Raw genomic sequence first — 22,413 nt, forward strand, 5'->3', positions numbered from 1 at the left:
GAGAAAACCCGTGCAGCGTACGGTGTTCAACGAAGATCACGACGCGTTCCGGAAGACGATCCGCGACTTCATCGCCAAGGAAGTCGCGCCCGTCCACCACGAGTGGGAGGGCGAAGGCCATCCCCCGCGCGACTTCTACCGCCGTCTCGGGGAGCTCGGCGTGCTCGGCATCCAGGTGCCGGAGGAGTTCGGCGGCGGCGGTGAGAAGAGTTTCAAGTTCGCCGCGGTGGTCGGCGAGGAGACGGCGGCCGCCGGAGTCACGTTCGGCAGCTATTCCGTCCACACCAACCTGATCCTGCCGTACCTGCTCGAGTACGCGAACGACGAGCAGAAGCAGCGGTGGCTCCCCGGGTTCGCATCCGGTGACATCATGTTCGCCATCGCGATGACCGAGCCGGGCACCGGTTCGGACCTCGCGAACATCGCGACGTCGGCCAAGCTGTCCGAGGACGGGTCGCACTACGTCCTGAACGGCGCGAAGACGTTCATCACCGGTGGCGCGCTCGCCGACCGGATCCTCGTGGTGTGCCGCACCGCGCCCAGCACCCCCGAGGACCGCCGGGCCGGGCTCACCATTCTGGTCGTCGACACCACGTCCGAGGGTTTCGCGGTGGGTCGCAAGATCGAGAAGATCGGCTTGAAGGCCTCGGACACCGCCGAACTGTCGTTCACCGACGTGCAGGTACCCGTGGCGGACCGCCTCGGCGACGAGGGTGCCGGTTTCAGCTACCTCACCCACAACCTCGCCCAGGAACGCCTCTCCATCGGGCTCGGCGGGTCGGCCACCGCGGCCGCCGCGCTGCAGCACGCGATCGCGTACGTCAAGGAGCGCAAGGTGTTCGGCAAGCCCGTCGCCGCATTCCAGAACACCAAGTTCGTGCTCGCCGAGTGCGCCACCGAGGTCGAGGCGATCCAGCTGATGGCCGACCGCGCGCTCGAACTGCACGACGCCGGCGAACTCACGGTCGCCGATGCCGCGAAGGCGAAGCTGTTCTGCACCGAGGCCGCGGGCCGGGTCATCGACAAGTGCCTGCAACTGCACGGCGGGTACGGCTACATCCTCGAGTACCCCATCGCGCGGCTGTACGCGGACACCCGCGTCTCCCGCATCTACGGCGGCACGAGCGAGGTCATGAAGACGATCATCGCGAAGGATCTCGGCCTCTGACCCCACCCACCAACAGTATGGGCGTACTGTTTCAGGCGAGGAGGATTACATGTGGGATCCGGACAAGTACCTCGCCTTCGCGGACCATCGCGGGCGCCCGTTCTACGAGTTGCTGTCGCGAGTCGACGCGCGGTCACCGCGCCGCGTCGTCGACCTCGGCTGCGGCCCGGGAAACCTGACCGTCAGCCTGGCCGAGCGATGGCCGGACGCCGTCCTCGAGGCCTCCGACAGCTCACCCGAGATGGTCGAGGCCGCGCGTGAACGCGGCCTCGACGCCAGCCGGCAGGACGTGCGCGACTGGACGCCGAAGCCCGACACGGACGTCGTCGTCTCCAACGCCGCTCTTCAGTGGGTGCCCGAACACCGGGAGTTGCTACGTCGCTGGCCGACTCGGCTGCCGTCCGGGGCGTGGATCGCGGTGCAGGTTCCCGGCAACTTCGACGCACCCTCACATGCGATCGTCCGGGACCTCGCCGGGAGCGAGCGGTGGTCGCGGTCGCTGCCGGACGTGCCGTTCCGCGAGAGCAAGGTCGTCGACGATCCCACCGGCTACGCGGGTCTGCTCGCCGACGCCGGGTGCGCCGTCGACGCGTGGGAGACCACGTACGTGCAGCAGCTGACCGGGGAGAACCCGGTTCTGGAGTGGATCACCGGAACTGCGCTCCGCCCGGTCAAGGACGCCCTCTCGGCGCCGGAGTGGGACCGGTTCCGCGAAGAGCTCGTCCCGCTCCTCGACGAGGCGTACCCCCGGCGACCGGACGGCAGCACGTTCTTCCCGTTCCGGCGCATCTTCGTCGTCGCCCAGGTGCAGTGATCGACCGGGTGCAGTGATCGACCGGGTGCAGTGATCGACCGGCTCAGCCGTGGTGCCTCCGGTACGCCGCGGCCGCTCCGGGGTGCAGCGGCACCCCCGCGGTGACGATCAGCGACTGCCGGTCCAGGAACTGGCTGCCCGTCGCCTGATCCGGCACCAGTTCCGCAGCGTGGTCGATGAGCACCTCGACGATGGCGCCGGCGGCACTGTCCGAGACGGTGGGATCGGCGAGCAGCAGGTTCGCGAGACCGATCGTCGCGACCGACGTCTGCTGTCCGTACGTGCCGGGCGGAATCAGCACCGGCTCGTAGCGCGGGCCGAACCGCTCCCGCAGCAACTCCAGTTCGGCCGACAGGTCGAGTAGTCGCAGCGGGATCCCGAGATTCGCGAACGACGGGGTGGGCACCCCGCCGGCCCACAGAACCGCGTCGACGGTGCCGTCACGCAGTGCCTGCCCCGCATCGGTCATCGACAGGTGCAGACGCGTCACGTCGCCCGGACCCGCCAGACCCAGCACCTCGAGGATTCGTTCGCCTGTCAGTTCCGCGCCGGAGCCTGTGGCACCAAGACTGATTCGGGCGCCTCTCAGCTGCGAGGTGTCCGCGATCCCGGAGTCGGCGCGCACCGCGAGCTGCATGTAGTTCTCGTACACCTTGCCGATGGCGGTGAATTCGGCGCCGGCCTCCAGAGCCGACACAGCGGCGTCGGCGAGGCTCAGTGCCAGTTCCGCGTCTCCGGACGCCAGCGCCGCCAGATTGTCCATCGACCCCGCGGTGCGGACGGGGACGATGCTTACCGGCAGTGCGGCACGCTCTGCGGCCTCGGCCGTCAATTGGGCGAACTCCCAGAAGAATCCGCCCTCCTCACCGGCGGCGAGTCGCAGCGGATCGCGGCCGCTGTCCGAGCACCCGGCGAGCACCGAACCCGTGGCTGCGGTCGCTCCCGCGGCGACGACGCCGCGCAGAAGTGCACGTCGCGTGATCACGGCGACACCGCCGGTTCCGGAAGCGTCAGCGTCACCCGGAGCCCGTGTGGCTGCTCCGCGGCGATCGTCAGCGCCCCACCGCCGCCCTCGACGAGTGCGGTCGCGATGGACAGCCCGAGCCCGGTGCCCTGCTGCGCCGCCCCGGATCCGCGGAAGAAGCGTGCCGACAGTTTGCCGATCTCGTCCTCGCTCACCCCGACGCCGTCGTCGCTCACCCGGATCTCGATTCCCGCGGCGGACCGTCCCGTGTCGATCCGGACCGTCGAACCGCGACCGGCGTAGGCGTGTGCGTTGCTGAGCAGGACGTCCAGGACCTGCGCCAGGTGGCTGGACCGGAAGTCGGCGACCAGCGGCTCGGCAGGTTGCCGGAGCACGAGGTTCATCCCCGATTCCCCGAGGGCCTCCGTCCAGGCGTCGGCACGATCCGCGAGGACGGCACCGACGTCGCATCCGCCGTGCGCGGTCTCGTCGTCGGCGGATTCCGCGGGCGATTCGGCGACAGCCAGCGCCAGCAGTCCGTCGAGGATGCCGCCGAGCCGATCGACCTCCATCCCCGTGCGGCGGTACGTTTCGGCCCCGGCCTCGGAGACGTGCGGGCCGAGGGAATCCAACCGGATGTGCAGGGCCGCGAGGGGGTTTCGGAGCTGATGGGCGGTGTCGGCGATCAGCTGCCGCTGCGCCTGACCGGACGCCTGGACTGCTCCCGACATGGTGTCGAACGCCTTCGCGAGTTCCTGGACCTCGGGCGGCCCGCTGTAGCTGCCGGACGGCCGCCCGGTGCTGCGACGTACCCGCGGACGCGGCGACGGGACCGCGTCGGTGAGGGCACCGACCCTGGCGGTGAGCGCGCCGAGCGGACGAACGGTCCACCGGGACAGCGCGATCGCGACCGCGGTGACCGCCGCCAGCGCGACGAGCGCCCCCGTGACGATCACCAGCCACGACGTCCGGATGGACGCACGTGCGGCGCGGGTGGACACGTCCAGGACGACGGCACCGTCCACCTGCGCTCCCGTGCCGACGGGCACCGCCGACAGAACACGGTCCGCCGACCACGGGGTCAGCGAACCGCTGATCCCCTGCTTCTGGTTGCGCAGTCCCGCCGTGATCGCCGCGGCGACGTCGGAGTCGTCCGGCGACAGTCCGGCCCCCGCGCGGAGGTTGCCCCGGGCGTCGACGATGAGGACGCCCTCGCCGTACAACTCGTGGTAACGGGCCACCTCCTCCCGCAGCAGGGTGGTACTCCCGGGCGCCTGGGTCTGCCCGGCGAGGCTGGCGAAATGCGTCGCGTCCGCCTCCCTGCTCAGCCGCAGAGCCTGGGTTCTCCCGGCGCTGGTGGCCAGCGCCAGGGGGACGGCGAATGCCACCACCGCGACGGCCGCGAACACGAGCAGAACGGCGAGCACACGGCGGCGCACGTCACGTACCCCAGCGGTAGCCGTACCCGCGGATGGTCGAGATGAGTCCCGGGCGGCCCAGTTTCGCGCGCAACCCGGTCATGTGCACGTCGAGGGTGCGTGAGATGGCCACGTACGCGTCGCCCCACACCGCATCCATCAGTTGCTGGCGACTCACGGCGGCGCCGGGACGGATGACCAGTACCTCGAGAAGCTCGAACTCCTTGGCTGTCAACGCCACCGGAGCGCCGCCGACCTCCACCTCGCGTGCCGCCAGATCGACCACCACGTCACCTTCGGTGATCGTCTGCGCGGCCGAGGGTCCGGTCGCGCGGCGACGCTGGGTCACGACGTCGAGCCGCGCCAGCAATTCCGCGAGCCGCGCCGGCTTGACGAGGTAGTCGTCCGCGCCGCCGCGTAGCCCCCGCACCACCGACCGTTCGTCGTCGCGGGCGGTGAGGATCACCACCGGAACGTCGCTGACGGCCCGCAGCTGCCGGAGCACCTGCAGGCCGTCCGCGTCGGGGAGACCGAGGTCGAGGATCACCGCGTCCATACCGCGATGGCCGAGAAGGAGATCGGAGCCGCGGCGCATGCGCACCGCCTCGTGGCCGTGGGTGGCCAGTGCTTCCACGAGTGCGTCGCCGACTCCGTCGTCGTCCTCGACCACCGCGATCTGCACTTCTCTTCCCTTCGATCAGCTCCGCGAGTCGACCAGCTCGACGTCGTCGTCCGGGGTGTCCTCCCGGCTGGTCGTCCGGTCGAGCGGCGAACCGTCCGAAGTCTCACGCATGAAGAAGTAGACGACGAGCGAGATGGCGATACACCCGGTCACGTAGTAGAAGAATAGCGATTCGTGGCCGGCCCGCTTCAGGGCGAGGGCGACGGTCTCGACCGTTCCGCCGAAGATCGCCAGTGTGAGGGCGTACGGCAGCCCGACCCCGAGCGCGCGAACCTTCGTCGGGAACAGCTCGGTCTTCACGATCGCGTTCACCGACGTGTATCCGGTGACGACGATCAGTCCCAGCATCATCAGCGCGAACGCGGCGATGGGGTTCGTCGTGGTCCCGAGCACGGTCATCAGGGGCACGGTGAGGACTGTTCCGCCGATCCCGAAGAAGATGAGCAGCTTCCGGCGGCCGATGCGGTCGGACAGTGCGCCACCGATCGGCTGCAACACGATGAACACCAGCAGGGCTGCGAAGTTGATCCACGCCACCGTGTCCTTGGAGATGCCCGACGTGTTGATCATGTACTTCTGCATGTACGTGGTGTACGTGTAGAACGCCACGCAACCACCGAGCGTCAGAGCGCACACCAGCAGGCATTCGCGGGGGTACTGCAGCAGCATCCGGAGCGAACCTTCCTCCGGCCCACCGTCCGAGGTATCGGCGTCCCGCTTCGCCTCCACCTCGTCGGTGAACGCCTCCGACTCGTCCATCGTGCGACGGAGCCACATCACCGCGACGGCACCGGCGGCGCCGATCAGGAACGGGATCCGCCAGCCCCACGACTGCATGGCCTCCGCAGGCAGCGTCAGCTGCAGGATGATCTGCACACCCAGTGCGATCAGCTGCCCGGCGACCAGCGTGACGTACTGGAAGCTCGAGTAGAACCCGCGCCGGCCCGGGGACGCGACCTCCGCCAGGTACGTGGCGCTGGTGGCGTACTCGCCGCCCACCGACAGTCCCTGCAGCATCCGGGCGATCACCAGAAGTACCGGTGCCACGATCCCGATGCTCGCGTAGGACGGCGTGACGGCGATGACGAGGGAACCCGCCGCCATCACGGTCACCGACAGGGTGAGCGCCGATCGGCGCCCGTGCCGGTCGGCGTACCGTCCCATGATCCAGCCGCCGATCGGCCGCATCAGGAACCCGACCGCGAAAACGGCTGCCGTGGAAAGCAGCTGGGCGGTGGTGTCGCCCTCCGGGAAGAACTCCTTCGCGAAGTACACACTGAACGCCGCGTAGACGTACCAGTCGTACCATTCGATCAGGTTGCCGACCGAACCTTTCAAAACATTGCCGATGACTCGGCGCTCACCCGTCGATGTCGTGCTCACGCGGGACTCCTCTCGATGCCCTGGATCTCTGCGTTCACACCACAGTGGGTCACGTCACATCGATACGGAAGGGTCGCGGGGGCTTCCTAACACTCCCTTAGGGAAGAGCCCCCGTGAGTACTTGTTAACCGCGGGCGGTTAACAAGTACTCACGGCTGGGGTGTCCTCGCCGAGCCGCGGCGGCGCGCTGCGATAGCTCGCCGGCGTGGCGCTGAGCCGGATCGGGTTCGCCACCTGCCGTACGGGCCGGTCCCTGCGGGGATCGTCGATCTCGACCACCGGATGCAGCCCGAGCCGCTCGGCGAGCGCCACGGCGTCGGCGATGTCGTTGAGCGGACCGCACGGGACACCCTGCGCGGTCAGCTTCTCGAACCACTCGTCCGCCGAGCCCGCGGACAGCGCCGCGGTGATGTCCCGGACCAGTTGCTCGCGATGCGCCACCCGTTGCGTGTTGGTCGCGTACCGCTCGTCGTCGGCGAGTTCGGGCACACCGACAACCTCGACGAGAGAGGCGAACTGACGGTTGTTCCCCACCGCCAGCACCAGCGGACGGTCGCCGGTCCGAAAGACCTCGTACGGCGCGATGCTGGGGTGCCGGTTGCCCATGGCCTGCGGGACGACACCGGCGCCCACATACCCCGACGTCTGGTTCGCGAGGGCGGACAGCAGCGACGACAGCAGGTTCACCTCGACCCGCTGCCCCTCCCCACTCCGGTCGCGGTGACGCAGCGCAGCCAGGATCCCGACCGCGGCGTGCAGTCCGGTGATGATGTCGACGACGGCCACCCCGACCTTCGTCGGAACGCCGGGTTCGGGACCGGTGATGCTCATCAACCCGCCGACGGCCTGGATGAGCAGGTCGTACCCGGGCAGGTTGTTCTCGCCGCCGAACCCGGTCACGGAGCAGTAGACGACGTCGGGATTGATCTCCCGCACGGCGTCGTAGCCGAGCCCGAGCCGGTCCATCGTGCCGGGAAGAAAGTTCTCCACCACCACGTCGGCCCGGGCGACCAGATCCCGCGCCTGCTGCAGGTCGGCGGGGTCGCGCAGATCCCAGGCGAAGGACCGCTTGTTGCGGTTGACGGACTGGAAGTAGGTGGACTCGTCGCCCACCCACGGCGGCCCCCACTGCCGGGTGTCGTCCCCGACGCCGGCGCGCTCGATCTTGACGACGTCGGCACCGAGATCGGCGAGCAGCATCGTGGCGTACGGCCCGGCGAGCACCCGTCCGAAGTCGGCGATCAGCAGGCCGTCCAGGGATGCACTTCTCACCGGAACGCTGCCTCGCCCGTCAGCGCCTTGCCGATCACGAGCTGGTGCACCTCGGACGTCCCCTCGTAGGTGAGCACGGACTCGAGGTTGTTGGCGTGGCGGATCACGGGGTATTCCAGGGTGATTCCGTTGGCACCGAGGATGGTGCGGCACTCGCGGGCGATGGCGATGGCCTCGCGGACGTTGTTCAGCTTGCCCGTGCTGACCTGCTCGGGGCGTGCCTCGCCGCGGTCCTTGAGACGTCCGAGGTGGTACGCCAGCAGGTGGCCCTTGCCGACCTCGAGGGCCATGTCGGCGATCTTGACCTGCGTGATCTGGTAGGCCGCGAGCGACTTGTCGAAGACCTGACGGTCCTGCGCGTAGGAGATGGCGGATTCGAGGCAGTCGCGGGCGGCGCCCATCGCACCGAAGATGATGCCGAACCGGGCCTCGTTGAGGCAGCCGAGCGGACCGGACAGTCCCGTGGCCTCCGGCAGCATCGCGGATTCGGGCAGCCGGACGTCCTCGAGCACGAGTTCCGAGGTGACGGACGCCCGCAGCGACATCTTGTGCTTGATCTCGGGAGCCGAAAAGCCGGGGGTGTCGGTGGGCACGACGAATCCGCGGATGCCGTCGTCGGTGCGCGCCCACACGACCGCGACGTCGGCGACGGACCCGTTGGTGATCCACATCTTCGTGCCGTTGAGGATCCAGTCGTCACCGTCCCGCTTGGCGTTGGTGCGCATCCCTGCGGGGTTGGAGCCGAAGTCGGGCTCGGTCAGGCCGAAGCAGCCGATCGCCTTGCCCGCCGCCATGCGGGGCAGCCATTCCTGCTTCTGATCTTCGCTGCCGTAGTGGTGGATCGCGTACATGGCCAGCGAGCCCTGGACGGACACGAGGCTGCGGATTCCGGAGTCGACGGCCTCGAGTTCGAGACAGGCCAGGCCGTACGCGGTGGCGCTCATGCCGGCGCAGCCGTATCCCTCGAGGTGCATGCCGAGCACGCCGAGTTCGCCCAGACCTTCCGCCAGTTCACGCACCGGCAGTGCCGCCGCTTCGAACCATTCGCCGATGTGGGGCCGGATCCTGTCGTCCGCGAATCGGCGCACGGTGTCGCGGATCGCGATCTCCTCGGTGTCGAGCAGCGAGTCGAGGGCGAACAGCTGGGACAGGGTCTGCGGGTCGGACATTGTTCCTCCACGGGGCCGGTGGGGCTGATGTGCAAACGTTCGCGAGAACGATTGCACGAACGATTTCGTCACGTAGACTAAGGCGCGTTCCGGCGGCCGTCAACCACGACGCCCGCCGGCCCCCGTCCCCGAGCGCGAGGATTGCCCGTGAACCTGCCGGATCGCCCGACACGCACCTCCGGGCGTCCGCCTACCCTCCGCGAGATCGCCGAACGCGCCGGCGTCCACGTGTCGACGGCATCCCGAGTGCTTCGCCAGCCCGAACCCGCCGACGGCTGGTCCGAGGCCGCGCTGCGGGTTCGTGAGGTGGCGGTGGAACTCGGCTACCAACCCAACCTGTGGGCTGCGAGCCTGCGGACCCGCAAGACCACCACCCTCGGCGTCGTCATGCCGCGACTGACCGACGGGGTGGTCGCAACCATGTTCCAGGGCATCGAGGAGACGGCCACGCAGGCGGGCTACTCGGTGCTGCTGTCGAGCCCACCCGACGACCTCGACGCCCAGCGCCGCGCCATCGAGTTCCTGGTCAGCAGGCAGGTGGACGGCCTGCTGCTGAGCAGCCTGCACAGCCCCGGCCGCGAGTTCGTCGACTCGCTGTCGGTGGGGGCGCTGCCGATGCTGCAGCTCAACCGGCACGCCGACGTGGGTCTGCCGTTCGTGTCCGGCGACGACCACCGGGGCGGTTACCTCGCCGGACGCCATCTCCTCGACCGCGGCTTCACCGAGGTTGCCGTCATCGCAGGCCCCGACCATGCGAGCACCTCCCGCGACCGCCTCGCCGGATTCCGCGACGCGCTGGCCGAGGACGGCATCGAACTCCGGCCGGATCGCGTCGTCCGCTCCGACTTCGACGTGTCCGGCGGTGTCGCCGCGGCCACCGTTCTCCTCGAGTCGGATTCGCGTCCCGAGGCGATCTTCACCGTCAGCGACACCATCGCGATCGGCGTCCTCGGCGTCGCCCGCGACCTCGGACTGCGGATCCCCGAAGATCTCGCGCTCGTCGGGTACAACGACATTCCGGTGGTCGCCCAGCTGCCGGTGCCGCTGACGACCGTCCGGTCACCCGCGCGCCTGATCGGCGCGACAGGTGTGCGTCATCTCCTGTCGATCATCGCGGGCAACGACGTGGAATCGGTGAAGCTCCCGGTCGAGCTGATCGAGCGGGCATCGACACGGAAGTAGTCAGAGCGTCGCCCGCAGTTCCCGTTTGAGCAGCTTCCCGCTCTGGTTGCGGGGCAGCTCGTCCACGAACACCACCTGCTTGGGCACCTTGAACGGCGCGATACGCTCCTTGACGTGGGCGATCAACCCGTCCGGTGTCACGCCGGCCGCGTCCTCCCGCAGCACCACCACCGCGGTGATCGCCTCGATCCACTTGTCGTCGGGCGTCCCGATGACCGCGACCTCGGCCACGTCCGGATGCGTGTAGACGGCGTCCTCGACCTCCCGCGACGCCACCAGGATGCCGCCGGTGTTGATGACGTCCTTGATGCGGTCGACGACGGTGATGTACCCCTCCGGGTCCCGCGTCACCAGATCGCCCGAGTGGAACCAGCCGTCACGGAACGCCTCCGCGGTGGCGTCGGGGTTGTCCCAGTACCCCAGACACAGCTGGGGCGAACGGTAGAGCACCTCACCGGGCGTGTCATCCGGAACGTCGTTGCCGTCGGGGTCCACCACCCGCGTCTCGACGAAGAACACGGCCTTCCCGCACGACGACGGCCGGTCCTCGTGTTCCTCCGGCTGCAGCACCGTGGCGAGCGGACCGATCTCGGACTGCCCGAAGCAGTTGTAGAAGCCGAGGTCGGGGTAGCGTTCGCGCAGCCTGTTCAGCACTGTCACCGGCATGATCGACGCGCCGTACTGGGCCTTCTTCAACGACGACAGGTCGCGGGTCTCGAGATCGGGGTGCCCGGCGAGCGGCACCCACACCGTCGGCGCCAGGAACAGCGAGCCGATGCGATCCGCCTCGATGCGCCGCAGGATCTCCGGAATGTCCGGGGTCTGCATCAGATTCACCGAGGCGCCCACCGACAGGTACGGCATCATGAACACGTGCATGCCGGCCGAGTGGTAGAGCGGCATGCAGATCAACGGATTGTCCCCCTCGCTCAGCGCGAGGGCGATCACGGAAGACACGTACTCGTGCACGAGGCCGCCGTGAGTCATCATGGCGCCCTTCGGCTTCGACGTCGTCCCGGACGTGTACAGCAACTGAGCCAGATCGGTGGACGCGACCGGCTCCGCGAGCACGGGGACGTCGCCGGAGCCGCTGCGGGCGAGCAGCGAATCTTCGGCGTCGCGCAGGGGAACCACGTGACGCAGGTCGAGGGCGCCGCGGACCGAGTCGAGCGTGCCCCTCAGCGCCGGGTCGACCAGCACGGCCGCGCTTCCGGACTGCGACACCAGATAGGTCAGCTCGTCGCCCTTGAGCGCATAGTTGACGGGGACGTGCACGAGACCCGCACGCGCGCAGGCCAGAAACCCGATCGTGTACGCGTCCGAGTTGGTGCCGTACGCGGCGACGCGCTCACCGGCCGACAGTCCGAGCGACTGCAGGTAGGCGGCCGCTCGGCTGACCGCGTCGTCGAGTTCACGGTACGTCCACGTGCGGTCCTCGAACGTCAGCGCCCTGCGGTCGGGGAACTTGGCGGCCGAGCGCCGCAGCACTCCGTCGACGGTATCGGTACGCGCATCCAGACTCATGCACGAAGGTTATAGGACGTCCAAGTACCTTGCCAGAGGTTTCGTGCTACCGCCCTGCAGGCACCAGCATCGGCGAATGCATGTCGTAGTACGTCACGTCGTCGGTCAGCCGGCCCTCCTCCTCGAACAGCGATCTCAGATCGTCCGGCACCTCCAACTTCTCGTGGGAACGGGCCTCCGCCTCGGACGTGAAGTACACCGCCTCGACGTACCCGCCGTCGCCGTACGTGCACAACGTTCCACCGAGGATCTCCGGACGCAGCTCATGAAGCTGGGGTTCGGCCTGTTCCAGCAGCTCCCGCATCCGACTCGCGTCGGTGGTGTGCCCTTCCATGACCTGAACGAATGTCGCGTCGTCCGAACCGCCACCCATCCACTCCATCACGTCTGGGCAGTCCATGAACGACACGGCACCCTCGAAGCACCGCTCGGTCTCCGCCCACCACGCGCCCTGCTCCGGACGCTCGCTGTTGCGCCGGGCGGCTTCGGCCGATTCGAACCGCGCGAGTGCGATGAACGTTCCGTCGTCGCACAATCCCTGGGTGCAGCCCAGGAAGCCCGTCGCTCCCGGGCGCACATCCTCCGTCCAGCGGTCCATGCACCGGCGTAGGCCGGCCTCGTCGGACACCTTTCCTTGAATAACCTGGATGAACATCGATAGTCACCTCCCGCGGGACGGTCGCCCCGCAGTGAGAACGATCTCGGTGACCGACCCGTCGCGGTCCACCGTCAGCGGGCACCGACGGCCCGCGGCCGCAGCCACTGCACACTTGATCCTTCGCCGGTTCGCTGGACCGCGCAATGCAGACAGCGTGCGCTATTTTCCCTGCCATTGCGGAGTGCGCTTCTCGACGAACGCCTGCATGCCCTCCTGGGCGTCGCACGTGATCGCGTTGGTGGCCATCGTCTCCGCCATCGCCGCGTAGGCCTCGTCCTGAGGGAGCTCGATCTGCCGGTAGAACGCCTGCTTGCCGATCTTCACCGTGAGCGGGCTGGCCTTCGTGATCTTCGCGGCGAGCGCCCGGGTCTGCGCATCGAGCTCCTCGGGCGCGACGACCAGGTTCACCAGCCCCCAGTCCGCGGCGGTCTCCGCCCCGATCGTCTCCCCCGTGAGCAGCATCTGCAGGGCGCGCTTACGTCCGATCGCGCGGCTGAGGGCCACCATCGGGGTGGAGCAGAACAGTCCGATCTTCACCCCCGGCGTCCCGAACACGGCGTTCGACGACGCGACGACGAGGTCGCACGAGGCGGCGAGCTGACAGCCCGCCGCGACGGCCGCGCCCTGGACGGACGCGATGACCGGTTGGGGGATGTCCTGCACCGCCTGCATCATCTCGACGCAGGTGTCGAAGATGGCCTGCTCGTCCTCGAGTGTGCGGCCGATCATCTCCTTCAGGTCGTGGCCCGCGGAGAAGACCGGTCCTGCAGCCCTGATGACGACGACGCGGGTGGTGTCGTCGTCGCCCAGCTTCCGGAGCGCCGCGGTGACGTCCCGCATGGCCTCGGACGACAGCGGATTGCGCTGTTCGGGGCGGTTCAGGGTGAGGAACGCGACGCCGGTGTCCGGCTCGGCAGTGATCTCGACGAAGTTCTCGGCAGTGGTCTCGACTAAGTTCTCGGTCATGACTACTGCCTACCACCCGTGAGTACTTGTTAACCGCCCGCGGTTAACAAGTACTCACGGGCGGAGCAATGCGGGCCCGCACCTCACCGAAGCCGATGCGGGTGCCGTTCGGGCCCGGTGCGGTGGCGGAGATGGCGATCTCGTCGCCGTCCTCGAGGAACGTGCGCTTCTCGTCCCCCACGACGACGGGCTCCTGACCACCCCACGTCAGTTCGATGAACGCGCCGCGCTGGTCCTTCTCGGGTCCGGAGATGGTGCCCGACGCGAACAGGTCGCCCGTGCTGGCGGCGGCGCCGTTGACCGTGGTGTGCGCGAGCATCTGCGCCGGCGACCAGTACATCTGCGCGTACGGCGGACGCGACACGACGTGCCCGTTCCACTCGACGGCCAGGTCGATGTCCAGGCCCCACTTCTCCTCGCCGCGCAGGTACGGCAGCGGCTGCGGATCCTGCATCGGGGTGTCGATGCGGGCCGCCTGGAGAGCGTCGAGGGGAACCACCCACGGAGAAATGGACGTGGCGAAGCTCTTCCCGAGGAACGGGCCGAGCGGTACGTACTCCCAGGCCTGGATGTCGCGGGCGGACCAGTCGTTCACGACGACCGCACCGAACACATGCTCCGCGAACTGATCCGGGGTGATGGTCTCCCCCAGCTTCGTCGGGACGCCGACGAGGAAGCCCATCTCGGCCTCGATGTCGAGGCGGCGGGACGGCCCGAAGTCGGGGGCGTCCTGAGCCGGGGTCTTGCGCTGCCCGCACGGCCGGATGACGTCGGTGCCCGACACGATGACGGTGCTCGACCGCCCGTGGTATCCGACCGGCAGGTGCTTCCAGTTGGGCATGAGCGGCTCGGAGTCGGGGCGGAACAGTCGTCCGAGGTTGGTGGCGTGATTCTCGGACGCGTAGAAGTCGACGTAGTCGGCGACGGCCACCGGCAGGTGCATCGTGACGTCGTCGACCGCGAACACCGCGGTGTCGGCGACGTCGCCCTGCACGAGTTCGGTGATCTGACTGCGGACCTCGGTCCAGCGGGCCCGGCCCTGCGCCATGAACGCGTTGAGGGTGGGCTGCGCGAAGACGTCGTCACCCAGTGTGGCGGCGAGATCCACGACGGAATCTCCCACCCGCACTCCGACCCGTGGGGCCGAGTCGGCGGTCGAGAACACGCCGTACGGCAGGTTCTCGATCCCGAAGAGGGAATCGGCGGGGATGTCGAGGGCGGTCATGCGTGGGCTCCTTGATCTGCGGAGGCGAGGGCGGAAGACGGCACAAGGTGCAGTGCGACGAGATCCTCGAGCGGCTCGATGATGCTGCACGTGCCGAAGGATCGGAAGGCGGTGCGAACGGCGCCGACGACGTCGACCGGGAGGTCCCCCAGTTCGCGGGCGAGCAGTGCGCCGTCACGTTGGGCGAGAGTGGCGGCCACTCGGTCGGCGCCGGCGCCGCCGAGTGCGTGCCGGGTGGCGAGCAGCACGTTGAGGAAACCGTGCTGTTCGAATCCCGTGTGCGGATCGGTGTTGCGGACGGCGTGGTGCAGTCCGGCCGTGGCCTTGAACGGAACGCCCGACGCGACGACGGTGACCAGGGCGGACGCGAGTTCGGTCTCGTCCGGGTAGGCCTCGGCGGCAACGCCTCCCGTGCGGAATTTGGCCGCGAACGGGCTACCGACGAGTGAGGCGAGGAAGTCGGGCCGGCGCTCGCCGCGCGGCACCTCGACGAACACGTCGAGTCCGGCGGTCAGCGTCTCGACGGCGTCCATCGCGGCGAAGAACTCCGCGGCCGTCTGTTCGGCGGGCACCGCGATCTCGAGTGCCACCGCGGTGGCACCGTCGATCTGTGCGAGGCGGTCGAGTGCGGGTTCGAGCGTGGCCGGGCCGCCGGGCAGCGTCAGGCTCAGCTCGAGCGCACCGGGTGTCAGTTCGCCCAGCCGGGCGACCGGAAAGACGAAGGGACCGACCAGGTCCGCGTACGGCGCCGACCGGTGCCTGGCGTGCGCGGGGAGCGCGTCGGGCAGGGCTGCGTTCCCGGGCGGGAATACGGCGGCGTCGTCGCAGAGGCCGGCGAACAGGGCGGGGATCACTGCTTCGGCCCCCGCCCTGCCCACGTCCACGCGTAGCCCGAGTCCTCGCAGGCCACTGCGCCCTCGCCGAGTTCGAGCGGACGGAACGTGTCGACCATGACGGCGAGTTCGTCGAAGAACTCGGCCCCGATGCTGCGTTCGTACGCGCCCGGCTGCGGACCGTGTGCATGGCCGCCGGGATGAATCGAGATCGAACCCTGGCCGATGCCGGAACCCTTGCGCGCCTCGTAGTCTCCGCCGACGTAGAACATGATCTCGTCGGAGTCGACGTTCGAGTGGTAATACGGCACCGGAATCGACAGCGGGTGGTAGTCGACCTTGCGGGGCACGAAGTTGCAGATGACGAAGTTGTTGCCCTCGAACGCCTGATGCGCCGGCGGCGGCTGGTGCACACGCCCGGTGATGGGCTCGTAGTCGGAGATGTTGAACGTGTAGGGGTAGAGGCACCCGTCCCAGCCCACGACGTCGAAGGGATGCTGCGGGTACACCATTCGCGTGCCGACGATCCCGTGCGACGTTCGGTGTTTGACGAGCACCACGACGTCCGTGCCCTCGACCTGGAGCGCGTCGGACGGCCCGTGCAGGTCGCGCTCGCAGTAGGGCGCGTTCTCGAGCAACTGACCGAACCGGGACAGGTAGCGCTTCGGCGGGACGATGTGGCTGTTGGCCTCCATCGCGTAGGCGCGCAACGGTTCCGGGCCCTGCGGGATCCAGCGGTGGGTCGTCGACATCGGGATCAGGACGTAGTCGCCCTGCTTCGCCTCGAGCGCGCCGAACACGGTTTCGACGGTGGCGGCACCGGATTCGACGTACACCATCTCGTCGCCGATCGCGTTGCGATACAGCGGCGACTCCTTGGCGGCGACCACGTAGGAGATGCGGACGTCCGCGTTGCCGAGGATCAACCGGCGTCCGGTGACCACGTCGGCGTCGGCCCAGACCGTGTCCGGGAACAGCTCGTGCAACTTCAGGTGCCGCGGCTTGAGCGGATGATTGGGAGTCGTGCTCTGGTCGGGCACCTCCCACACGGTGGCATCGACGATCGCCGACGGGATGTGGCGGTGGTAGAGCAGTGAGGAATCGGAGGAGAAGCCCTCTTCTCCCATCAATTCCTCGAAGTAGAGCTGACCGTTGTCGTCACGGTGCTGGGTGTGCCGCTTGGGCGGGATGTTGCCCACGTGCCGATAGAACGCCATGACCGGCCTCCCTAGAAGTGCGTGTTCGTAGTAGTAAACACATTAACTAAATTGTAGGCGTGATGGCAAGCACAGATTTTCAGGGAGGCACAGCAGGGTCAGTTACGCCCGCGCACGTCGAACTGGCTGCGATTGGTGATCAGCTTGTCGAGCAGCATGACGAGAATGCGCTGCTCCGGTTCGGTGAGAACACTCGCCCAGGCATGTTCCCGCTCGTTCTGCTCACGGTAGATCTCACTGATCTCACTCCGGCCCTTCTCGGTGAGCGACAACTGGACGGACCGGCCGTCCCGCTCGTCCGGGGTCCGTTCCATCAGACCACCACCGACCAGCGTCTTCGTCAGATTCGAGACGGCAGCCCTGCTCATACCGGTGAGCCTGGCCGCAGTCTTCGACTCGACGGGTCCGGCCAGCCACGTCACGAACATCAGCCGGAACGCCGACCACGACAGGCCACGCGGACGGTGGATCGACGATTCCAGGTCGTATGTCACCACGTTCGACGCGCGGTTCAACGTCAGGAGGACCTGGGTGGCGAGTTCGTGCGTCGAGCCGTATTCCGTGCTCAGGCGCCTGTTCGCCAGTTCGATGAACGACCAGAAGTCGAGGCTGTCGGGCACCTCGACGGGCGCCGGCACTGCGTCATCGGTCATGGAGGAACCCTATCGCCAGCGGGCGGCGGGCCCAGCGCCCGCCACCTCCGCTTTTAGTATATCTATGAACTAGATGATGCAGTTGCTTCTTCCAGTTCGACCGGTTCCTTCTTCGGGATCTTCAGGAACGCGAGCATGACGGCACAGATCAGCAGGCACCCGATCGGGAAGTACAGGACGATGGTGACGTTGTCGGCGGTGGCGTTCTTTCCGATGACGTACGGGCCGAAGAATCCGCCCATCGCGGCGATCGTGTTGATGGCCGCGAGACCGACGGCCGTCTCCGCCCGGGTGAGCACCTGCGCCGCCATCGCCCAGTACGGCGCCATGTATCCGAGCACACCGACCGCCACCATCGACAGCGACGTCAACGCCAGCACCGGCGAGTGCCGGAAGAGGATGGTACCGAACAACCCGACAGCGGCCAGGATCATCAGCCCGATGACGACGAGCTTCCGCTCGCCCGTTCGATCCGAGTAACGGCTGATCAGCAGCATTCCGGCAGCACCGACCACGAACGGGATCGCGCCGAGGAATCCGATGTTGGTGGCAGAGTAGCTCGGATCCATCTGCTTGACGATCTGCGGCAGGAAGAACGTGAAACCGTACAGCCCGCATGCTGCGAACAGGTTCGCGACGGCGTTCAGCGGTCGTCGACGCCGCCCGCGCGCTCGGCAATCTGCTGCGCTGACCCGTGAGTACTTATTAACGCCCGGCGGTTAATAAGTACTCACGGGCGCGTCAGCGCTCGTAGCCCTTCCGCATGTCGTCGACGATGCGCGGGCGGTCGAGGGACGAGGGCTCGAGTTCGCGGCGGGGACGGTCGCGCGGGAAGATCGCGGACGCGGCGAGGGTCGGCTCGTCGAGGAAGCGCAGTTCGGGGACGTCACGGGGTAGGCGCAGGGCCGGTGGTTCGGGTCCGCGCCGGGCGAGGACGTAACCCCAGTCCCCGAAGCTCGGCACCAGCACGTGATACGGGGTGACGGCCAGACCCGCGGACGCGACCGTCGACGTGGTGCGCCAGTACGCGTCCGGCGTCGAATAGGGGCTTCCCGACTGCACCACCATCAGTCCGCCGGGGTTCAGTGCGGCGGCGGCGAGACCGTAGAACTCGGTGGAGTACAGGCGCCCGAGCGCCGGGGTGTCCGGGTCGGGGAGGTCCACGATGACGGCGTCGAATCCGGATTCGGGTGCGTCGCGTAGCCACCGGAACGCGTCGTCGAGGACTACGTGCACGCGCGGGTCCTGCAATGCTCCCTGATTCAGCCTCGACAGCCGGGTGTTCGCGAGTTCGATGACCGCTGGATCGAGTTCCACCTGCACGATCTCCTGGACCCCGGGAAGTCGCAGGACCTCTCGTGCGGCGAGGCCGTCGCCTCCGCCGAGGATGAGTACCCGCTTCGGGTCGTCCGCCATCGCTGGGTACACCAGCGATTCGGTGTACCGATGTTCGTCGACGCTGGAGAACTGGAGGTCGCCGTCGAGGAAGAGCCGCACGTCTCCCCCACGCTCGGTGACCACGATCTCCTGGTACTGCGACCTTTCCGCGGCAATCACCGGATCGGTGTAGAGACGTTGCCGCGACGTGGTCTCGATGCCGTCGGCGCGCACCAGGAGCACCGCGATGCACGCGGCGGCGACGAGTAGCGCCACGACGGCGAGCAATCGGGTGCGCAGACTCAGCTGCCACCGCAGCAGGATCAGCGCCACGACCGCGGCGGCAACGAGATTGACGATGCCGGTGATTGCGGCGCCGCGGATCATTCCGGCGATCGGCAGCAGGACGAACGGCCAGAGCAGGCCCCCGACCAGGGCGCCTGCGTAGTCGGCGGCGTTGAGGTTTGCCAGGACCTTTCCGGTGCTCTCGGCGTCGGTGTCGCTGCGGCCCGATTGCAGCAGCGTCATCAGCAACGGCACCTCGGCGCCCACCAGCACACCGATCAGTGCGGTGGCGAGCACCAGAACGATTGCGCTGGAACCGAAGAACGTGAACGTCACGTACAGCGTCACCGCACTGAACCCGCCGACGAGTCCGAGGACGATCTCGACGACCACGAACGACGCGGCCGCGGTGGAGAGCAGCGGCTTGGCGGCGAGGGCACCCACCCCGAGTGCGGCCACGAACCCCGCGACGATCAGCGACGTCTGGGTGATCCCGCCGCCGGTCAGACTGACCGACAGTGTCAGCAGGGCCAGTTCGTAGATCAGCCCGCACGCAGCACACGCGGCCACCGCGGCGAGCAGGAACGCCCTGGCCCGCCCGCCGAGCGCTCGGGTGGTGGAGGTATTCGGCTCTGCCGCTGTGGTCGTCACGAGATCAGGTGAGTGCGGCGGCGTTCACGAGGCCGATGGCGAAGAGGCTCGCACCGACCGCCCATGCGGCACCGCACATCTGCGGGTTCCCGACCAGGCCGACGAGTTGCCCGGGAAGCAGCACATTCATGAGCCGCAGCGCGATGACCTGCAGCAGTACACCGAAGAGGCCGTAGACCGCGGAGTCGGCGAGTCCCTGCGCGAATCCGTCGGAGCTGGTGAGGATCGCAGTGACCACGACGACGGCGAGGGCGAGATGGTTCGACGCCAGCAGGATTGCCGCGTTGGGGTTCTTGTCGACGTACACCTGGTGCCGGAGATTTCCGGGGGTGGCGAGGTCGAGTACCGCGAAGCCGACTCCGAGGACGGCAATGCCGATGACGAAATACGCCAGGGTGCCGAGCATGCCGACGGCGAGCATTCCGACGTCGACGCTGCCGATTTCCGTTGCTGCCGCCGTGTAGGTGGTGTTCACGCGCTTCTCCCGAGTCGAGTGTTCTCTGTCATTTCGCGCTCCCGGATCCGCCGCTGCCGCTGGCGCCGCCCGCCGGTGAACCGGGGTTGAAACCGGGCCCCAGATAGGCGAACCCGCCGCTTCGGTAGCGTCCGTCGATGTCTTCGACGCGGACGAGGCTGCCGCCACCCGGTCCGGCGCTGACCGTGACGATGTCGTCGTCGTAGCGTAGGTATTCGCTGCCGCCGTCGGCCTTCCGCGCCGCCGGTTCCTCCTCGGCTACGATGTTCGAGACGGTCGTCCCCACTGGATCGGTGGACGTGTACGTCTTCGCGTCGCCTGCGGTGTTCTGCAGGGCGTAGGTGTCGGCGATGTAGTCGCGGACGCCGCCGCCGCACGCGGTCGCGACAAAAACGAGGAGCAGCATCGGGGCGAGCCGCACGCGCGCACTGAACGGGGTCACGGCTGCCACCTGCTTCGAGTTTTCACGATCACCCCACCCTTGTCTCCCGGGTACAGATGCCAGGTCTGCCAGGCCCATCCGCCCGTATCCTCACGCGTTGCCGTGAGCGCTGTCAGTGCGGTGTGGTCGCCGGGGAACGCCCCGCAGATCCACCCGACCACTTCGGTGGCCTGGCGCCGCAGCCAGTCGGCGGTCTGCTCCAGGTGGATGCGGTCGACGGTGTCGGTGGTCGAGTCGAACCGGTACCCGCTCGCGCTGTCGGATACCGGCAGTGGCCTGCCGCCGGCCCGGACCGCGTCGCACGACACCTGTTCGGTGATCCGGCTGCCCGCAGCGGATGCCGTCACCGCATGCGATGCCCCGAGAACTGCGAGTGTCACTCGGTCGTCACCGTGCGTGATGGTGAGTTCGGCAAGCGGAAGGGGTGTTTCGGCGTTCACGACGAGACCGAGCGCCTCGGCAGACACATCGCGCGACTCGATGTCGAGAACGTGCAGTGTCACTGCGACGGACCGGAATGGATCACGGTGAGTTCACCGCGCGTGACGGCGCGCCCCGTGGAGACCTCCCACGACTGCGTCCGCGCCCAGCGCTCGAAGGACAGCAGGCCGGTCTTGTCGGCCGTCTCGTAGTCGGCGTAGTCGACGACGCCCTGGGGTGCGGTTCCGGTGGTTCCTTCGGCGGTGAACGAGGCGGTGCCGCGCTCGATCTGCCGGTGCACCCTGTCGTCGAGGATCACATCACCGTTCGGTTCGAGCCCCGTGCCCTCGCGGCGCATCCACAGCGTCATCTCGAGGTTGCCCTCGTCGTTCTCGACGGTCAGCCATCGCTGACCGGTCGACCCGTCGAGGAGGTGTTCGTGCCAGATGTACCCCTCTTCGAGGGTGATGGTTCCGCGCACGACGTGGTCGATTCCCGCGTACGTGATGATGTCGCCGACCCCGATCTTGTACGGGTCATAGACCTCCGGGTAGTCGGCGAGCGGATCGACCCTGGCAGCACGAGCGGAGTTCTTCCCGCCCCGATTCCGCAGGATCAGAACGATGCCCACGATCACGACGACGATCAGCAGCAGCACTAGCAGCGTGGTCAACAGTCTCTCCTGGTCAGCGGCTCCGGCACGGGAGACCGGCACCTGGCCCCCACCAGTCAGTCACCTTACTGTGCGCCGCAGACCCGCACACCTGGCGATTGCAGACGCAGGTAGCAAAGGCTAGCCTAACCGAATGCGCGAGAGCTGGGGGACGCGGAACGCTGTCGTTCACCGAGATCCGTGCGGCACACGTCCAGGCGTCGACAAGACCGACAGTGAGGAACCATATGGCCATCCCGTCCATTTCGACCTACTCGATCCCGGAGATCCACGAGGTCCCCGAATCGAAGGTGACCTGGCGCCTCGACCCACGACGTTCCGCACTGCTGGTCCACGACATGCAGAATTACTTCATCGACGCATACGACGTGCAGTCGGAGCCGATGTCGACCGCGATGGCAAACATGGTCCGGATCCGCGAACTCTGCACTGACGCCGGGATTCCCGTGATCTACACGATGCAGCCGGGCGACCAGCATCCGTCGCGTCGCGGCATCCTCGCCGACTTCTGGGGCCCCGGACTGACTTCGGGTCGCGACACCGAAGTGGTCGAACCGCTCGCCCCCCGCGAGGGCGACATACAGGTGACCAAGTGGCGGTACTCGGCCTTCCAGCGCACCGACCTCCGGCAGTTGCTCGGCCACCACGGTCGTGACCAGCTGATCGTGACGGGCGTCTACACGCACATGGGCTGCATGCTGAGCGCCGCCGAGGCGTTCATGTCGGACGTTCAGCCGTTCCTGGTCTCCGACGCGACTGCGGATTTCAGCCGCGACGAGCATCTCATGGCGCTCACCTACGCGGCGAAGCGCTGCGGTTCGGTGACCACCACGGATGCGCTGGTCTCCGCGCTCTCCCCGCTCGAAGTCGGCTGACCCCACCACTGGGTATGTGGTTAGGCTAACCTGACACGTCGAGTAGCTGCATGCCCGAGCACGCCCGCACGACGACAGCATCAGGAG

General features: G+C 68.0%; 23 protein-coding genes. 4 read left to right on the forward strand and 19 right to left on the reverse strand.

The window, feature by feature from the left end; translation table 11 throughout:
• The first annotated feature begins 10 nt into the window (after window positions 1–10).
• Together ACFVJ3_RS39015 and ACFVJ3_RS39020 are read left to right on the forward strand one after the other, a co-directional pair.
• A complete protein-coding gene (locus ACFVJ3_RS39015) occupies window positions 11–1,168 on the forward strand; it encodes an acyl-CoA dehydrogenase family protein (RefSeq protein WP_378457149.1) in 1,158 nt (385 codons plus the stop codon).
• 49 nt (window positions 1,169–1,217) lie between these two features.
• A complete protein-coding gene (locus ACFVJ3_RS39020) occupies window positions 1,218–1,982 on the forward strand; it encodes a trans-aconitate 2-methyltransferase (RefSeq protein WP_378457150.1) in 765 nt (254 codons plus the stop codon).
• A gap of 43 nt (window positions 1,983–2,025) precedes the next feature.
• Here the strand turns inward: ACFVJ3_RS39020 and ACFVJ3_RS39025 are convergent, their stop codons facing one another.
• The 6 genes from ACFVJ3_RS39025 to ACFVJ3_RS39050 all read right to left on the reverse strand — a co-directional run bounded on the left by ACFVJ3_RS39025 (window position 2,026) and on the right by ACFVJ3_RS39050 (window position 8,870).
• On the reverse strand, window positions 2,026–2,967 hold the full coding sequence (locus ACFVJ3_RS39025; protein ID WP_378457151.1) for a TAXI family TRAP transporter solute-binding subunit: 942 nt from the start codon (window positions 2,965–2,967) through the stop codon (window positions 2,026–2,028).
• A complete protein-coding gene (locus tag ACFVJ3_RS39030) occupies window positions 2,964–4,385 on the reverse strand; it encodes a sensor histidine kinase (protein ID WP_378457152.1) in 1,422 nt (473 codons plus the stop codon). The genes ACFVJ3_RS39025 and ACFVJ3_RS39030 overlap by 4 nt, the downstream gene beginning before the upstream one ends.
• Window position 4,386: 1 nt before the next feature.
• Window positions 4,387–5,046 (reverse strand): response regulator transcription factor, encoded by a 660-nt coding sequence (locus ACFVJ3_RS39035; RefSeq protein WP_378457153.1) that lies wholly within the window; start codon window positions 5,044–5,046, stop codon window positions 4,387–4,389.
• A gap of 15 nt (window positions 5,047–5,061) precedes the next feature.
• Entirely contained in the window at window positions 5,062–6,429 is a 1,368-nt protein-coding gene (locus tag ACFVJ3_RS39040) for an MFS transporter (protein ID WP_378457154.1), read from the reverse strand.
• 138 nt (window positions 6,430–6,567) lie between these two features.
• Window positions 6,568–7,701, reverse strand: coding sequence for a CaiB/BaiF CoA transferase family protein (locus ACFVJ3_RS39045; protein ID WP_378457155.1), 1,134 nt, complete (start codon window positions 7,699–7,701; stop codon window positions 6,568–6,570).
• Window positions 7,698–8,870 (reverse strand): acyl-CoA dehydrogenase family protein, encoded by a 1,173-nt coding sequence (locus ACFVJ3_RS39050; protein ID WP_378457156.1) that lies wholly within the window; start codon window positions 8,868–8,870, stop codon window positions 7,698–7,700. Before ACFVJ3_RS39050 ends, ACFVJ3_RS39045 begins: the two co-directional genes overlap by 4 nt.
• Before the next feature lie 147 nt (window positions 8,871–9,017).
• On the opposite strand from ACFVJ3_RS39050, the gene ACFVJ3_RS39055 reads away from it, so the two are divergent.
• Entirely contained in the window at window positions 9,018–10,052 is a 1,035-nt protein-coding gene (locus tag ACFVJ3_RS39055; RefSeq protein WP_378457157.1) for a LacI family DNA-binding transcriptional regulator, read from the forward strand.
• Here the strand turns inward: ACFVJ3_RS39055 and ACFVJ3_RS39060 are convergent, their stop codons facing one another.
• From ACFVJ3_RS39060 to ACFVJ3_RS39120, 13 genes are all read right to left on the reverse strand, one after another.
• Entirely contained in the window at window positions 10,053–11,576 is a 1,524-nt protein-coding gene (locus ACFVJ3_RS39060; RefSeq protein ID WP_378457158.1) for an acyl-CoA synthetase, read from the reverse strand. It lies immediately after the preceding gene.
• Between the two features lie 46 nt (window positions 11,577–11,622).
• Window positions 11,623–12,231 carry a hypothetical protein gene (locus ACFVJ3_RS39065; protein WP_378457159.1) on the reverse strand — a complete coding sequence of 203 codons (609 nt, stop codon included), beginning with the start codon at window positions 12,229–12,231 and terminating at the stop codon, window positions 11,623–11,625.
• Between the two features lie 162 nt (window positions 12,232–12,393).
• Window positions 12,394–13,200 (reverse strand): enoyl-CoA hydratase, encoded by an 807-nt coding sequence (locus tag ACFVJ3_RS39070; protein WP_378457160.1) that lies wholly within the window; start codon window positions 13,198–13,200, stop codon window positions 12,394–12,396.
• Window positions 13,201–13,243: 43 nt separating this feature from the next.
• Window positions 13,244–14,425: a fumarylacetoacetase gene (fahA, locus tag ACFVJ3_RS39075; protein WP_378457161.1), complete on the reverse strand. Its 1,182-nt coding sequence runs from the start codon at window positions 14,423–14,425 to the stop codon at window positions 13,244–13,246.
• Complete coding sequence (locus ACFVJ3_RS39080) at window positions 14,422–15,279, reverse strand: hypothetical protein (RefSeq protein ID WP_378457175.1); 858 nt, start codon at window positions 15,277–15,279, stop codon at window positions 14,422–14,424. Before ACFVJ3_RS39080 ends, fahA begins: the two co-directional genes overlap by 4 nt.
• Window positions 15,276–16,475 (reverse strand): homogentisate 1,2-dioxygenase, encoded by a 1,200-nt coding sequence (locus tag ACFVJ3_RS39085; RefSeq protein WP_378457162.1) that lies wholly within the window; start codon window positions 16,473–16,475, stop codon window positions 15,276–15,278. The genes ACFVJ3_RS39080 and ACFVJ3_RS39085 overlap by 4 nt, the downstream gene beginning before the upstream one ends.
• A 98-nt stretch (window positions 16,476–16,573) precedes the next feature.
• Window positions 16,574–17,128, reverse strand: a complete 555-nt coding sequence (locus ACFVJ3_RS39090; protein WP_378457163.1) for a MarR family winged helix-turn-helix transcriptional regulator — start codon at window positions 17,126–17,128, stop codon at window positions 16,574–16,576.
• Window positions 17,129–17,190: 62 nt separating this feature from the next.
• Complete coding sequence (locus ACFVJ3_RS39095; protein WP_378457176.1) at window positions 17,191–17,775, reverse strand: MFS transporter; 585 nt, start codon at window positions 17,773–17,775, stop codon at window positions 17,191–17,193.
• 94 nt (window positions 17,776–17,869) lie between these two features.
• The gene (locus tag ACFVJ3_RS39100) at window positions 17,870–19,441 is read right to left on the reverse strand and encodes a polyamine aminopropyltransferase (RefSeq protein WP_378457164.1); all 1,572 of its coding nucleotides are present in this window, start codon (window positions 19,439–19,441) and stop codon (window positions 17,870–17,872) included.
• A 4-nt stretch (window positions 19,442–19,445) separates the two neighbouring features.
• A complete protein-coding gene (locus tag ACFVJ3_RS39105; protein ID WP_378457165.1) occupies window positions 19,446–19,916 on the reverse strand; it encodes a DUF350 domain-containing protein in 471 nt (156 codons plus the stop codon).
• 28 nt (window positions 19,917–19,944) lie between these two features.
• The gene (locus ACFVJ3_RS39110; protein ID WP_378457166.1) at window positions 19,945–20,367 is read right to left on the reverse strand and encodes a DUF4247 domain-containing protein; all 423 of its coding nucleotides are present in this window, start codon (window positions 20,365–20,367) and stop codon (window positions 19,945–19,947) included.
• Window positions 20,355–20,861, reverse strand: a complete 507-nt coding sequence (locus ACFVJ3_RS39115; RefSeq protein ID WP_378457167.1) for a DUF2617 family protein — start codon at window positions 20,859–20,861, stop codon at window positions 20,355–20,357. Before ACFVJ3_RS39115 ends, ACFVJ3_RS39110 begins: the two co-directional genes overlap by 13 nt.
• Window positions 20,858–21,451 carry a DUF4178 domain-containing protein gene (locus ACFVJ3_RS39120; RefSeq protein WP_378457168.1) on the reverse strand — a complete coding sequence of 198 codons (594 nt, stop codon included), beginning with the start codon at window positions 21,449–21,451 and terminating at the stop codon, window positions 20,858–20,860. Before ACFVJ3_RS39120 ends, ACFVJ3_RS39115 begins: the two co-directional genes overlap by 4 nt.
• Before the next feature lie 227 nt (window positions 21,452–21,678).
• Between ACFVJ3_RS39120 and ACFVJ3_RS39125 the strand changes: the two genes are divergently transcribed.
• Complete coding sequence (locus ACFVJ3_RS39125; RefSeq protein ID WP_378457169.1) at window positions 21,679–22,326, forward strand: isochorismatase family protein; 648 nt, start codon at window positions 21,679–21,681, stop codon at window positions 22,324–22,326.
• Window positions 22,327–22,413: the final 87 nt, after the last annotated feature.

The sequence above is a fragment of the Rhodococcus sp. NPDC127593 genome (assembly GCF_042671975.1).
Taxonomy (GTDB): domain Bacteria; phylum Actinomycetota; class Actinomycetes; order Mycobacteriales; family Mycobacteriaceae; genus Rhodococcus_F.

Excerpts from the sequence above, each read along its gene's own strand:
- ACFVJ3_RS39050 (WP_378457156.1), bottom strand. The coding sequence starts at position 8,870 with ATGTCCGACCCGCAGACCCTGTCCCAGCTGTTCGCCCTCGACTCGCTG.
- ACFVJ3_RS39090 (WP_378457163.1), bottom strand. The coding sequence starts at position 17,128 with ATGACCGATGACGCAGTGCCGGCGCCCGTCGAGGTGCCCGACAGCCTC.
- fahA (WP_378457161.1), bottom strand. The coding sequence starts at position 14,425 with ATGACCGCCCTCGACATCCCCGCCGATTCCCTCTTCGGGATCGAGAAC.
- ACFVJ3_RS39125 (WP_378457169.1), top strand. The coding sequence starts at position 21,679 with ATGGCCATCCCGTCCATTTCGACCTACTCGATCCCGGAGATCCACGAG.
- ACFVJ3_RS39020 (WP_378457150.1), top strand. The coding sequence starts at position 1,218 with ATGTGGGATCCGGACAAGTACCTCGCCTTCGCGGACCATCGCGGGCGC.
- ACFVJ3_RS39060 (WP_378457158.1), bottom strand. The coding sequence starts at position 11,576 with ATGAGTCTGGATGCGCGTACCGATACCGTCGACGGAGTGCTGCGGCGC.
- ACFVJ3_RS39070 (WP_378457160.1), bottom strand. The coding sequence starts at position 13,200 with ATGACCGAGAACTTAGTCGAGACCACTGCCGAGAACTTCGTCGAGATC.
- ACFVJ3_RS39065 (WP_378457159.1), bottom strand. The coding sequence starts at position 12,231 with ATGTTCATCCAGGTTATTCAAGGAAAGGTGTCCGACGAGGCCGGCCTA.
- ACFVJ3_RS39085 (WP_378457162.1), bottom strand. The coding sequence starts at position 16,475 with ATGGCGTTCTATCGGCACGTGGGCAACATCCCGCCCAAGCGGCACACC.